General features: G+C 67.7%; 14 protein-coding genes. 2 read left to right on the top strand and 12 right to left on the bottom strand.

Annotation, left to right across the window (positions count from 1 at the left end):
- Positions 1-26: 26 nt before the first annotated feature.
- Together groES and groL are read left to right on the top strand one after the other, a co-directional pair.
- Positions 27-329, top strand: a complete 303-nt coding sequence (gene groES / locus BST17_RS14500) for a co-chaperone GroES (RefSeq protein WP_036421278.1) — start codon at positions 27-29, stop codon at positions 327-329.
- Between the two features lie 86 nt (positions 330-415).
- The gene (gene groL, locus BST17_RS14495; protein ID WP_083059205.1) at positions 416-2,038 is read left to right on the top strand and encodes a chaperonin GroEL; all 1,623 of its coding nucleotides are present in this window, start codon (positions 416-418) and stop codon (positions 2,036-2,038) included.
- Positions 2,039-2,099: 61 nt separating this feature from the next.
- Here groL and BST17_RS14490 read toward each other — a convergent pair whose 3' ends face one another.
- From BST17_RS14490 to BST17_RS14435, 12 genes are read right to left on the bottom strand one after another with little or no spacing between them, the layout of a single operon-like run.
- Positions 2,100-2,516 carry a VOC family protein gene (locus BST17_RS14490; RefSeq protein ID WP_083059203.1) on the bottom strand — a complete coding sequence of 139 codons (417 nt, stop codon included), beginning with the start codon at positions 2,514-2,516 and terminating at the stop codon, positions 2,100-2,102.
- A gap of 60 nt (positions 2,517-2,576) precedes the next feature.
- Positions 2,577-3,053, bottom strand: a complete 477-nt coding sequence (locus BST17_RS14485; RefSeq protein ID WP_083059201.1) for a hypothetical protein — start codon at positions 3,051-3,053, stop codon at positions 2,577-2,579.
- 34 nt (positions 3,054-3,087) lie between these two features.
- On the bottom strand, positions 3,088-3,555 hold the full coding sequence (locus BST17_RS14480; RefSeq protein WP_083059199.1) for a nuclear transport factor 2 family protein: 468 nt from the start codon (positions 3,553-3,555) through the stop codon (positions 3,088-3,090).
- Positions 3,556-3,615: 60 nt separating this feature from the next.
- Positions 3,616-4,461 (bottom strand): fumarylacetoacetate hydrolase family protein, encoded by an 846-nt coding sequence (locus BST17_RS14475; protein WP_083059197.1) that lies wholly within the window; start codon positions 4,459-4,461, stop codon positions 3,616-3,618.
- Between the two features lie 23 nt (positions 4,462-4,484).
- Positions 4,485-5,273, bottom strand: coding sequence for an SDR family oxidoreductase (locus BST17_RS14470; RefSeq protein WP_083059195.1), 789 nt, complete (start codon positions 5,271-5,273; stop codon positions 4,485-4,487).
- A 13-nt stretch (positions 5,274-5,286) separates the two neighbouring features.
- Positions 5,287-6,177, bottom strand: a complete 891-nt coding sequence (locus BST17_RS14465; protein WP_165762279.1) for a dihydrodipicolinate synthase family protein — start codon at positions 6,175-6,177, stop codon at positions 5,287-5,289.
- Positions 6,174-7,394 (bottom strand): L-2-hydroxyglutarate dehydrogenase, encoded by a 1,221-nt coding sequence (gene lhgO / locus BST17_RS14460; RefSeq protein WP_083059193.1) that lies wholly within the window; start codon positions 7,392-7,394, stop codon positions 6,174-6,176. Before lhgO ends, BST17_RS14465 begins: the two co-directional genes overlap by 4 nt.
- Complete coding sequence (locus tag BST17_RS14455) at positions 7,394-8,545, bottom strand: CaiB/BaiF CoA transferase family protein (RefSeq protein WP_083059191.1); 1,152 nt, start codon at positions 8,543-8,545, stop codon at positions 7,394-7,396. The genes lhgO and BST17_RS14455 overlap by 1 nt, the downstream gene beginning before the upstream one ends.
- A complete protein-coding gene (locus BST17_RS14450; protein WP_083059189.1) occupies positions 8,542-9,042 on the bottom strand; it encodes an AbrB family transcriptional regulator in 501 nt (166 codons plus the stop codon). Before BST17_RS14450 ends, BST17_RS14455 begins: the two co-directional genes overlap by 4 nt.
- The gene (locus BST17_RS14445) at positions 9,042-10,577 is read right to left on the bottom strand and encodes a tripartite tricarboxylate transporter permease (RefSeq protein WP_083059187.1); all 1,536 of its coding nucleotides are present in this window, start codon (positions 10,575-10,577) and stop codon (positions 9,042-9,044) included. The genes BST17_RS14450 and BST17_RS14445 overlap by 1 nt, the downstream gene beginning before the upstream one ends.
- Before the next feature lie 9 nt (positions 10,578-10,586).
- On the bottom strand, positions 10,587-11,168 hold the full coding sequence (locus tag BST17_RS14440) for a tripartite tricarboxylate transporter TctB family protein (protein ID WP_165762278.1): 582 nt from the start codon (positions 11,166-11,168) through the stop codon (positions 10,587-10,589).
- Entirely contained in the window at positions 11,165-12,145 is a 981-nt protein-coding gene (locus tag BST17_RS14435; RefSeq protein ID WP_083059183.1) for a Bug family tripartite tricarboxylate transporter substrate binding protein, read from the bottom strand. The genes BST17_RS14440 and BST17_RS14435 overlap by 4 nt, the downstream gene beginning before the upstream one ends.
- Positions 12,146-12,158: the final 13 nt, after the last annotated feature.

Raw genomic sequence — 12,158 nt, 5'->3', positions numbered from 1 at the left:
TCTCCTATACCTAGTGGAGGGCTCCAATCGTGGCAGTCAACATCAAGCCACTCGAGGACAAGATCCTCGTTCAGGCCAACGAGGCCGAGACCACGACCGCTTCCGGTCTGGTCATCCCGGACACCGCCAAGGAGAAGCCGCAGGAAGGCACCGTCGTCGCAGTTGGCCCCGGCCGCTGGGATGAGGACGGCGAGAAGCGGATCCCCCTGGACGTTGCCGAGGGTGACACCGTCATCTACAGCAAGTACGGCGGCACCGAGATCAAGTACGGCGGCGAGGAGTACCTGATCCTCTCCGCGCGCGACGTGCTGGCTGTCGTCAACAAGTAAGCAGCTGTGTACCGCCCCGGACGTCCCCGTCGATGGGTGACGTCCGGGGCGGTCCGCTTTGCCCCCCGGCACATCAAAGGACATTTATGAGCAAGCAGATTGAATTCAACGAAACTGCGCGCCGCGCCCTGGAGGCCGGCGTGGACAAGCTCGCCGATGCCGTCCGCGTCACCCTCGGCCCGCGCGGCCGCCACGTGGTGCTGGCCAAGGCGTTCGGCGGACCGGTCGTGACCAACGACGGTGTCACCATCGCCCGCGAGATCGACCTGGAGGACCCGTTCGAGAACCTGGGTGCCCAGCTGGTCAAGTCGGTGGCCACCAAGACCAACGACGTCGCCGGTGACGGCACCACCACCGCGACCGTGCTGGCGCAGGCCATCGTGAAGGCCGGCCTGCGCAACGTCGCCGCCGGTGCCAACCCGATCGCGCTCGGCGCGGGTATCAGCAAGGCCGCCGACGCCGTCTCTGAGGCGCTGCTGGCCGCGGCCAAGCCCGTCAGCGACAAGACCGCCATCGCGCAGGTCGCCACCGTGTCCTCCCGCGACGAACTGGTCGGCGAGCTGGTCGGCGAGGCCATGACCACCGTCGGCGCCGACGGCGTCGTCACCGTCGAGGAGTCCTCCACCCTGGAGACGCTGCTCGAGGTGACCGAGGGTGTCGGCTTCGACAAGGGCTTCATCTCGGCGTACTTCATCAACGACTTCGACGCCCAGGAAGCGGTGCTCGAGGACGCGCTGGTGCTGCTGCACCGCGACAAGATCAGCTCGCTGCCCGACCTGCTGCCGCTGCTGGAGAAGGTGGCCGAGGCCGGTAAGCCGCTGCTGATCATCGCCGAGGACGTCGAGGGGGAGGCGCTGTCGACCCTGGTCGTCAACTCCATCCGCAAGACGCTCAAGGCCGTCGCCGTGAAGGCGCCGTTCTTCGGTGACCGTCGCAAGGCGTTCCTGGACGACCTCGCGGTCGTCACCGCCGCCCAGGTGATCAACCCCGATGTGGGCCTGGTGCTGCGGGAGGCCGGCCTCGACGTGCTGGGCTCGGCGCGCCGGGTCGTGGTGACCAAGGACAGCACCGTGATCGTCGACGGTGCCGGTACCCAGGACGCCATCGAGGGTCGCAAGGCGCAACTGCGCAGCGAGATCGAGAACACCGACTCGGACTGGGACCGCGAGAAGCTCGAAGAGCGCCTCGCCAAGCTGTCCGGCGGCGTCGCGGTCATCAAGGTCGGTGCGGCCACCGAGACGGATCTGAAGAAGCGCAAGGAAGCCGTCGAGGACGCCGTGTCGGCGGCCAAGGCCGCGGTCGAAGAGGGCATTGTCACCGGCGGCGGTTCGGCGCTGGTGCAGGCCCGCGCGGCGCTGGATGGCCTGCGCGGTTCCCTCAGCGGTGACGAGCTGCTCGGTCTCGAGGTGTTCGCCTCGGCGCTGTCGGCCCCGCTGTACTGGATCGCCACCAACGCCGGCCTGGACGGCTCGGTTGTGGTCAACAAGGTCAGCGAACTGCCCACCGGGCAGGGCTTCAACGCCGCCACGCTGACCTACGGCGATCTGCTTGCCGAGGGCATCGTCGATCCGGCCAAGGTGACCCGCTCCGCGGTGCTCAACGCCGCGTCGGTCGGTCGCATGGTGCTCACCACCGAGACGGCTGTCGTCGAAAAGCCGGTCGAGGTCGACGAGCATGCGGGCCACGGACACCACGGGCACGCGCACTAGATCTACCGTTCGACGAGACACCCCCGGTCCTGTTGGGCCGGGGGTGTTTTCGGTTGGGTGGTCAGTACGCCGGTACGACGTCGATGATCCACGTGACGCCGAAGCGGTCGGTCAGCTTCCCGTACAGCGGCGAGAACTGCGAGGGGCCCAGCGGTTCATCGATGGTCGAGCCCTCGGACAACGCGTTCCAGTAGCGCGTGATCTCCTCGGCGTCGCTGCCGCGCAACGAGTGATAGAACGGGATCTCGCCGGGATTCCAGGACTTCGAGTCCTGCACGTCGTAGGCCATCACCCGAAATCCGTTCGGAGCGCTGACCTGTCCCCACGCGATCTGATCGGCTTGACCCGGACCCTGGCCCGCCGGGACGTCACCGTAGGGCGCCAGGATGATGTCTCCGCCGAACACGGAGTGGTAGTACTCCAGCGCCTTGCGGGCGTTGCCGCGGAAGTTGATGTGCAGGGTGCTGCTCAGGGTCACGGACTCTCCTCTAGGTCGTCTCGCCACCCATGGTGTCAGGACTACAGGACAGTTTCGGTCCTAAGAAATCTGTGCGCTCGGCTGGATCGACGTCAGCTGATAGGGCGCGTCGCCGTCACCGGAGGTGAAGGACACCACGAGGGTGTCGGGCGGGAACTGGACGGCCAGGCCGTTGAGCGTGCGGGACAGGAACACCTTGGCCTTCGCATTGCCGTACCAATTGGGGTCGGTGTAGTTGACGCCGAGGCCGGAGACCTGGTCGATGGTGCTGTCCCAGGTGCGGACGGCCTCGGGCGCCTCGGTGAAACCGGCCGACTTCAGATAGGCCTCGCCCGGGCCCGTGAGGGTGATCGCGGGACCGCCGCCGACGGGGGCGCCGGTGATCGTGCCGTCCACGACGTCCTGGGTCACCGATGCCAGTCGGACGGTGCAGACGTGGTCGGAGGTGGGGACGCAGAACTCCGGCAGCGGCAGCGCATGCGCCGGGGCGGCGCCGGCCACCGCCAGGGCCGCAAGGACGGGCAGGCTGCGAAGCATCACGAAACGTCTATCGGCGGGATCGCCGACGGAGTTACACCGGTACCCGCTGGATCAGGTCGTCGAGCGCCACCAGGTCCAGGTAGGCCACCACCTGGGTGATCTCGCCGCCGCGCATCGTCATCGCCCAGGCGTACTCGTTGGTGTACGGGCGGCCGTCACGTGCGGTGGCGGTGCCGCGCCACCGTGCGACGACCTGATCGCCATCGACGATCAGTTCGTGTACCTGCGCCTGGATGGGGCCGGTCAGCCGATCGAGCACGGGTTTGGCGCCGCGGTCGAGGAACTCCTGTCGAGATGTGTACGTCGAGGCCCCCTCGGCGCGGGCGACCGTCCAGTGCACGTCCTGCGCGAGCAGGGCATAGAAACTGTCGGGCCCGCCGACCCCGCGCGCGAAGCCGTCCCGGATGATCTGGGCGTTGTCGGACGCGGCGGCGGTCGGCAGAATCGTGCCGGCGAACATGAGGACCAGCAGGGCCAGGGTTTTGGTGAGCAGAGGCATACCCGCAACGTATGCACTCCGGCATCGCGCAGGCAGGGTGCGTCACACCCAGGAACGTCGTCAGCGCACCGGGTTCTCCAGATCGGCGAAGCTGTCGCCTAATTCGCAGCGCACCACGTCCCCCGGCTCGATGCCGACCGCGCCGGGCGTTCCGGTGGACAGGATGTCGCCGGGATAGAACGGCATCACCTGGCTGTGGAAGCTCAACAGCTCGGCGGGGGAGAACGTCATACCGGACACGGTGTCCTTGCGGTGCACCGCACCGTTGTGGACGGTGGCCACCCGCACATCGGCCAGCGGCCCGCGCTCGAGGACCTCGTCCATGGTGATGAGGTCCGGGCCGAACGAGAAAAACGTCGGGTAGTTCTTCACCCGGGTGAGATAGCGCGGATTCTCCAGCAGCACCGCCTCGGCGGTCTGATCCAACACCGGCACGATGCCCGCGACATAGGACATCGCCTCCTCGACGCCCACCTGATAGCAGGTCCGGCCGATCACCAATCCGACCTCGGCCTCGGCGGTGACCTTGCCGATCCCCGGGGGCACGACGATGGGCTCCCCGGGGCCGACGATTGTGTGATCGCCCTTGATGAACGACGCGGGTGAGGTCCTGGGCGCCTGCTCGCCGAGGTCCCCGGCATGCTCGCCGTAGTTCAGGCCGATGCCGAGAATCTTGCGCGGAGTGCGCCATGGCGCAAGCACTTTCGCATCGGGGTAGACGCATTGGCTGTCGTCGACGCCAGCCTCGACGGCAGACCTGAGCTCGTCGAGGCGATCGGTGCGCAGCAGTGACAGCAGATCGCCGTGGGCACCCGGGAGCAGTTGGTCGACGCGGGCGAGGCGCCCGTCGGGAAGAGCGGCACAGGCGAGTTGTTCTTCACTGACCTGGACGGTACGGAGGCGCATGGGGTTCCAATCTGGGTGAGGGGTCAGATGACGCTGCGGATCAGGCCGCCGTCGACACGGATGACCGAACCGGTGATGTATGAGGCACGTTCGCTGCACAGGAATGCGGCGACGTCGGCGTACTCGTCGGGATTTCCGTAGCGGCCCAACGCCATGGTGGCCGCGCTGTCGCGGGCGACGTCGGCGACGCTGCGGTTCTCCCGCCCGGCCCGCTTCTCGTCGAGGAAGCGGGTGCGGTCGGTCGCGATCCGGCCCGGCACGATCACATTGCTGGTGACCCGGTCGCGGCCGACCTCGTCTGCCAATGTCTTCGACCACGAATGCAGGCTGGCCCGCAGCGTGTTCGACAGACCGAGGTTGGGGATCGGTGTCAGGGCGCCCGACGATGTCGACGTCAGCACCCGGCCCCAATGACGTTCGCGCATGGCGGGTAACACACGATCGGTCAGGCTGATGACCGACAGGATCATCTGCTCGAAGCCGGACCGCCAGGCGGCGGCGTCCTGACCGGCCACCGGGGTCGGCGCGGGGCCACCGGTGTTGTTGACCAGGATGTCCACCGATCCGAGCGCCTGTTCGACGGCGGTGACGGTGGCGTCCACCCGGTCCAGGTCAGCCAGGTCCCACACCACGGGGAAGGCCTTGGCGCCCACCCCCTCGACCAGCGCGGCGGTGGCGGCCAGCCCGTCTTCGGACCTGCCCGCGACGGCGACGTTGGCGCCCTCGCGGGCCAGCCGCGTGGCGATGGCCGAGCCGAGCCCCCCGCTGGCGCCGAGCACCAGGGCGGTCCGGCCGGTGATACCGAGATCCATTGTGGTCCTTCCGTTACCGCGCTGCCGTGACCGGCAGGGTCGCGAGGTGGTGGTCGAGCATCGGAACCAGCTCGGCGGGCAGCGTGCGGGCGGGTCGGCGCACCCGGGCCGAGGTGATCACGCCACGACGACGCAGCACCTCCTTGCGGATCGCCAGGCCGACCTTGAGCTGACCCTCGAAGTTCGCCAGCGGCAGCCACGGTGCGAACACCGCGCGGGCGGACTCGAAACCGCCGGTGTCCCAGGCATTCAGGACGGCAGACAGCACCGCGGGATGGCTGAATCCGGTCATCGCGCCCGCCGATCCGGCGGCGAGTTCGTCCAGTAGGCCGACCCCACCCAACCCGCCGAACACCGGGACGTCCACCCGCGGCGCGACGTGGGCGATCGCGACCGAGGTCGGCGGGGTCTCCGATTTCACCCCGACCGCGAACGGGCAGGCCTGCACCAGCGCCACCACCTGTTCGTCGGACACCGACACCCCGGACACCACGGGATAGTCCTGGATCAGGATCCCGATACCGGTGGCCTCGTGCAGACGCCGCAACGACAGCGCCGCCACCGCCGGGTCGGGGGAGGAGATCTGCGCCATCAGCGCGATCGGTGGCCGCGCCACGGCCGCGAGCAATCGCTGGGCTTGCGTCACCACGGCCGCTGGGTCCCGCTCGGAAAGGCCGAGGACATAGGGTAGTTCGGTGGCCGAGGAGACGGTGGCCGCGACGGCGTCGGCCTCGTCGGCGTGCAACGCGGCCGCCTCCCCGAATACTCCGAGAGCCACCAGTCCCAGACACCCGTCGGCGGCGAATGCGCCGACCTCGGCACGCAGGGAATCGTGGTCGACCGCGAGCTCGTCGTCGAACGGGGTGGCCAGAACTCCCCACAGCCCGCGCCGCAACGCCGTCACAATTCCACCTCCGCCTTGTCGATGGTGGTGACAACATGTTCGGCGATGGCGAGCGCGGAGGTCGCCGCCGGCGACGGCGCGTTGCGCAGCACGACAATCCGGTCACGGAAGGCGATCCGGAAGTCGTCGACCAGTCCACCGTCGGCGTCCAGCGCCTGGGCGCGGATACCGGCCGGGCCGGGCACCACATCATCGTCCTGCAGGTCGGGGACGTAGGCGCGGGCCGCCTCGACGAACCGGTGCTTGCTCAGCGAGCCGTACATCTCCCGGAGGCCGGTTCGCCAGTGCTGACGCGCGAACCGCCAGAACGCCGGGGTACGGGCCACGCCGACCAGATCGGGTACCGAGACCTTGCCCCAGGTGTAGCCCTCGCGGGCAAGCGCCAGAACGGCATTCGGGCCGATCAGGACCTCGCCGTCGACTCTCGGGGTGACGTGCACCCCGAGGAACGGGTAGCGCGGATCCGGCACCGGATAGACCAGACCGTTGACGATATCGCGGCGCTCGGGCTTGATCGCCCAGTACTCACCCCGGAACGGCATGATCACCGGATCCGGTCCATCACCGGCCATCTCGGCGAGCCGGTCGCTCTGCAGTCCGCCGCAGGCGACGACCCGGTCGAACGGGGCCTGGGTGGTGCCGCCGGAGGTGCGTGCGGTCACCAACACCTCGGAGCCGAGTGTGTGCAGACCGATGACCTCATGGCCCAGTAGCACCTTTGCGCCTGCCGCGGTGGCATCGACCGCCAGCGCCTGGGTGACTTGCGCGAAGTCCACGATCGACGTGGACGGTGAATGCAGCGCCGCGATTCCGCGGACGTGGGGCTCGAGTTCGCGAAGCTCACCGGGGCCGATGGTGCGGATACCGGGCACCCCATTGGCCAGTGCACGTTCCTCGATGCCGCGCAGCCGGCCCCGCTCGTCCTCGTTCAGCGCGACCAGCACCTTGCCACAGGCGATACGGGGAATCGAGCGTTCGGCGCAGTACTGCTCCAGCAGTCCCACACCGCGTCGGCACAGCACCGCCTTGACCGACCCTGGTTCGTAGTACAGCCCGGCGTGCACCACCCCGCTGTTGCGCCCGGTCTGGTGCGCCGCGAGCCGGTTCTCCTTCTCGAAGACGGTCACCTCGGCATCGGGATGGCGGGTGAGCAGCTCACGGGCGATGGCGACGCCGACGATGCCGCCGCCGATGACTGCGATACGCGTGACCGACATCAGAACCCCTGTGCTGCAGCGTAGTCGACGAAGACCTCATCCTGATGCGCGCCGAGTGCCGGCGGCGCCTCGCAACGCGGCAGGCGATGGCCGGACAGGTTGATCGGGGAGGCCGGCACGTCCAGGTCGCCGAGCGTCGGGTGCGGCAGGGTCACGACCATGTTGTCGCGCACGTGCCGCCAGTCATAGACCTCGGGGATGGTGCGGATCCGACCGGCAGGCACACCCGCGGCGTCGAGTGCCGCCAGCACCTCGTCGGCGGTGCGGTCGGCCAGCAGATCGTCGATCTCCTTCTGCAGCATCTCCGCCCGGCCGACCCGGTCGATGTTGGTGGCGATATCGGGCCGGTCGGGATCGAGACCGACGATCGGGGCGAACCGCCGCCACAGCGACTCCGAACCGACGGCGATGACGATATCGGCGTCACCGCAACCGAATACACCGTACGGCGAGATGGACGGATGCCGGTTGCCGGTCATCACCGGCTCCACCCCGGCGGCCAGCCAGCCGACACCGTGGAACACATGCACGCCGACGACGGCCGCCAACAGCGAGGTGTCGACATGCTGACCGGTGCCGGTCCGCTCGCGGTCGCGCAGCGCCGTCATCACCCCGAAGGCACCGAACATGCCTGCCAGGATGTCGGCGATCGGCAACCCCACCCGTTGCGGCGGGCTGCCCGGATGGCCGGTCAGCGTCATCAGCCCGCCCTCGGCCTGCACGATCTGGTCGAAGCCGGGCCGATTGCCGTCGGGGCCGCCGCTACCGAAACCGTTGATGGACAAGGTGATCAGCCGGGGATTGAGTTCGCGCAGGGCGTCCAGGCCGAGGCCGAGGCGATCCAGCACACCGGGGCGGTAGTTCTCCACCAGCACATCGGCGTGTGCGGCCAGCCAGCGTAGCCGCTCAGCGCCCTCGGCGGTCTTCAGGTCCAGCACCACCGACCGCTTGTTGCGGTTGGCGCTCATGAAGTAGGCCGATTCGGTGCTGCCATCGCGCTCGACGTAGGGCAACCAGCCGCGACTGTCGTCGCCGCCGGGGGGCTCCACCTTCACCACGTCGGCGCCGGCATCGGCCAGCATCATGGTGGCGTAGGGTCCGGCGAGCGCGCGGCTGAGATCCACCACCCGTAGGTCTTCCAGCGGCCTCATGACCGTCCTCCCATCAGTTTCAGGCCGACCGTCATCAGCACGATCACCGAGGTGATGCGGAGGACGTGCACGGTCAGCACGATCGGTACGTTGGCGCCGGCTGTCGCCGACATGGCTCCCATCTGCGCGATACCGCCCGGCGCCGTTGCCAGCAGTGCGGTCAGGGAGTCGAACGAGGTGAACTTCCACAACACCCACGCCGCCACCAGTCCGAAGATCAGGAACGCCAGCACGGTGAGCACGATCGGCACGGCCGCGCCGCGCAACTGGGTCAGCGTGTCCTTGGTGACACCGACGCCGAGCAACCACCCGATCAGGACGTAGACGATCCACTTCGTCCAGGACGGGAAGTCGAACGCGGTCATCGGTGTCATGTTGACGATCGCCACACCGACCATCGCACCCAGCAGTGGGGCCGCCGGCAGATGGAGCAGTGTGGCGATCGCCGCGCCGAGCACCGCGGCCACCGCGGTGATCAGCAGGGAACCGAGGTTCATCAGACCTTGTCCCGTTTCTTCGGCGAGAACGTCAGCAGCGCACGCTGACTCGCCTTCCGCAGTGGATCCTTGATGAGCGGGATGGTGAACAGGAACACGATGAAGGCCAGGATGCCCAGCGAGGTGCCGCGCTCTACGAACACGTCGAGGCTGCCACCGGAGATCACCATGGTCTGACGCAGCGATTCCTCGGCCAGTGGACCCAGCACCAGCGCGATCACCAGGGCTGCCGGGGACAGTCCATAGATCCGCATGAAGAAGCCGAGTACCCCGCAGACGAGCATGATCTGCACGTCGAGCAGGCTCTTATTCACCGCGAACGTGCCCAGTACGCAGAGCATCAGCACGATCGGGCCGAGCACCCGGAACGGGACACGGGCGATACTCGCGAAGCCGGGGATGCAGAACACGTTCACCAGCAGCAGCATGATGTTGCCCAGGAACATGCTGGCGATCAGACCCCAGGCGAAATCGGGGTTCTGGGTCATCAGCAGCGGGCCGGGTTGCAGGCCCCACATCAGGAACCCGCCGAGCAGCACCGCCGTCGCTCCGCCGCCGGGGATGCCCAGGGTCAGCAGCGGCACCATGGCGCCCGAGGACGCCGCGTTGTTCGCGGCCTCCGGGCCGACCAGGCCGGGCAGCGCACCCTTGCCGAACTTCTCCGGGGTGCGGGATACCGACTTCTCGACGTTGTAGGCCATCAGCGAGGCGATGGTGGCCCCGGCGCCGGGGGTGACGCCGACACCGAACCCGAGGAAGGATCCGCGCAGGGCCGGGCCCGTCGATTCCCGGAAGTCCTGGCGGGTGGGCCAGAATCCGCGGCTGCGCGCAGACACCCCGAAGAAATCCAGCTTCTCCAGATGCCCACCCCGCCACAGGGTGTGCAGCACCTCGCCGACGGCGAACAGGCCGATCGCAACGGGGATGAAGTCGATACCGTTGATCAGGTTCACCGAGCCGAAGGTGTAGCGCTGCTCACCGCCGCCGATGTCGATACCGACGGTGCCGATGGCGAAACCGATCAGCGCCGACAGCGCGCCGAGCAGTTTGTTGCCCTTCAGGATCACGATGACGGTCAGCAGACCGGCCATCACGATCAGGAAGTACTCCGGCGGGCCGAAGGTCTTGGCGAATTCGGCGGTGATCGGCGCGGCGAAGGACAGCAGGACCGCACCGATGGTGCCCGCGACGAACGAGGCGACGGCCGCCATCACCAGCGCGGGGCCGGCCCGTCCCTGTTTGGCCAGCGGGTAACCGTCGAATGTGCTGGCCACGGTTGCTGATTCACCCGGAGTATTGATCAGCACCGAGGTGATGGTGCCGCCGTACATCGAGCCGTAGTACACCGCGGCGAGCATCACGATGGCCCCGGTCGGGTCGAGGGAGAAGGTGACCGGCAGCAGGATCGCCAGGCCGGCCGAGGGACCGACGCCGGGGATGACGCCGACAACCATACCGATCAGGACGCCACCGGCCAGCAGCAACATGTTCTGCAATGTGAGGATCGCGTAGATCCCGTCGAGTAACTGACTCATGTTCGTCCTCTAGAACTTCGGCAGAATGCCATGCGGCAGGCCGACGTTCAGACCGGTCTGGAAGGCGAGATAGAGCAGGATGGGCACCGCCACGGCGATGACGACCGAGCGGATCCGGTGTTCGGGGTCCAGGAACCACAGCGTGGCGGCCAGGAACAGGATGCCCGACAGTGCCGCACCCAGGATTCCGAACAACCCGACGAAGACCGCGGCGGCGATGGTGAAGGCGATCAGGGTGACCGGGTGCCTGCCCAGATCCGGTTCGGCCGCCTCCTCGGCGGCTTCCACCGCGTCGAGCGCCTTGTCCGTGGGCTTGGCCAGGTACTCGGTGACCACGGCCGCGATGGTGACCACCATGGCGGTTACGCCCAGGATGCGGGGAAAGAACCCGGGGCCGATCCGGCCTGCGGTGGTCCGCCATTCCATGCCCATCGCCTGCTCGGTGTAGAACGCGAAGGCCAGCAGAATCACGCCGAGGAAGGCGAGTTTGGGCCAGTTCACCACCCGCTTGGTATCCACTTCGGTGGTGTCGGCGCCCACGTTGACGATGGGCAGCGGCTCGGGCGTTGCGGCGTGCGAGGCGGCGGTCACAATGCCCCCTGTTCCTTCAGCGTTTGCTCGAACTCGGCGGTGGTCTCCTCGAGGTAGCTGGTGAAGTCGTCGCCCCACTTGACCTCCTCGGTGAGGTAGTTGTCGGCCAGGAAGGACTTCCACTGCTCGGTCTCGACGACCTGCTTCATGGTGTCGATCCACCAATCCTTGGCGTAGTCGGGGACCTCGGGCGGCAGGATCAGTCCACGCGGCATGGACGGCAGGTCGGCCATTCCCTTCTCCGCGCCGGTCGGTACGTCCGGCAGCGCAGCCAGGCGCTCGTTGCCGGTGAACAGCACCGGCTGCATATCGCCGGATTCGACCTGTCCGAGAATGGATCCCGGGTTGGAGATCATCGCGTCGATGGCGCCCGAGAGCAGCGACGTCTGTACCTGGCCCTCCTCGTTGTAGGGCACGTACTCGATGTCATAGCCGGCGTGCTCGGCGATGAGTGAGCTGAGGATGAAATCGACGTTGACGGTACCGATACCGCCTACCACCACGGTGCCCTTGCTCTTGGCGTAGGACACCCAGTCCTCGAACGTCTCGATACCGCTGCCGCCGTTGACGAGCAGCAGGGCGTCATCGGTGGCCAACAGGCCGACGTGGGTGAAGCTGGCGTAGGTCCAACCCGGGTCGGCCTGCAACGGGGTGGTGAGGAAGGATCCCGACGTGGTGGAGACGTTGTACGGGTTGCCCTTCTGCGACAGTAGATAGCCCCAGCCGGTCGCGCCGCTGCCGCCCTCGCGGTTCTCCACGGCGATGTCTTCGGGGTAGAGGCCGTCCTCCTGGATGATCTGGACCAGCTTGCGGGCCATCAGATCGTTGCCGCCGCCCGGTCCGAACGCGATGGTCCAGTCCAGTGTCTCGGATGGATAGTCCTCGGCCGATCCGGCGTTGGTGGCTCCGCCGCTACAGGCCGGTACGACGAGTGCGACGGCGGAAGCGACCGCAGCCAGAGCGATTCTCAGTCGCATGATGATCTCCTCA

Origin of the sequence: Mycolicibacterium bacteremicum (genome assembly GCF_002086115.1) — a bacterium.
Taxonomy (GTDB): domain Bacteria; phylum Actinomycetota; class Actinomycetes; order Mycobacteriales; family Mycobacteriaceae; genus Mycobacterium; species Mycobacterium bacteremicum.
Note: the sequence above shows the minus strand (reverse complement) of the source record. Positions and strands in the feature narration are given on the sequence as shown.

Bases quoted from the DNA above. Each gene is read 5' to 3' on its own strand.
- groL (WP_083059205.1), top strand. From the start codon at position 416: ATGAGCAAGCAGATTGAATTCAACGAAACTGCGCGCCGCGCCCTGGAG.
- BST17_RS14485 (WP_083059201.1), bottom strand. From the start codon at position 3,053: ATGCTTCGCAGCCTGCCCGTCCTTGCGGCCCTGGCGGTGGCCGGCGCC.
- BST17_RS14480 (WP_083059199.1), bottom strand. From the start codon at position 3,555: ATGCCTCTGCTCACCAAAACCCTGGCCCTGCTGGTCCTCATGTTCGCC.
- BST17_RS14475 (WP_083059197.1), bottom strand. From the start codon at position 4,461: ATGCGCCTCCGTACCGTCCAGGTCAGTGAAGAACAACTCGCCTGTGCC.
- BST17_RS14470 (WP_083059195.1), bottom strand. From the start codon at position 5,273: ATGGATCTCGGTATCACCGGCCGGACCGCCCTGGTGCTCGGCGCCAGC.
- lhgO (WP_083059193.1), bottom strand. From the start codon at position 7,394: ATGTCGGTCACGCGTATCGCAGTCATCGGCGGCGGCATCGTCGGCGTC.
- BST17_RS14455 (WP_083059191.1), bottom strand. From the start codon at position 8,545: ATGAGGCCGCTGGAAGACCTACGGGTGGTGGATCTCAGCCGCGCGCTC.
- BST17_RS14450 (WP_083059189.1), bottom strand. From the start codon at position 9,042: ATGAACCTCGGTTCCCTGCTGATCACCGCGGTGGCCGCGGTGCTCGGC.
- BST17_RS14445 (WP_083059187.1), bottom strand. From the start codon at position 10,577: ATGAGTCAGTTACTCGACGGGATCTACGCGATCCTCACATTGCAGAAC.
- BST17_RS14435 (WP_083059183.1), bottom strand. From the start codon at position 12,145: ATGCGACTGAGAATCGCTCTGGCTGCGGTCGCTTCCGCCGTCGCACTC.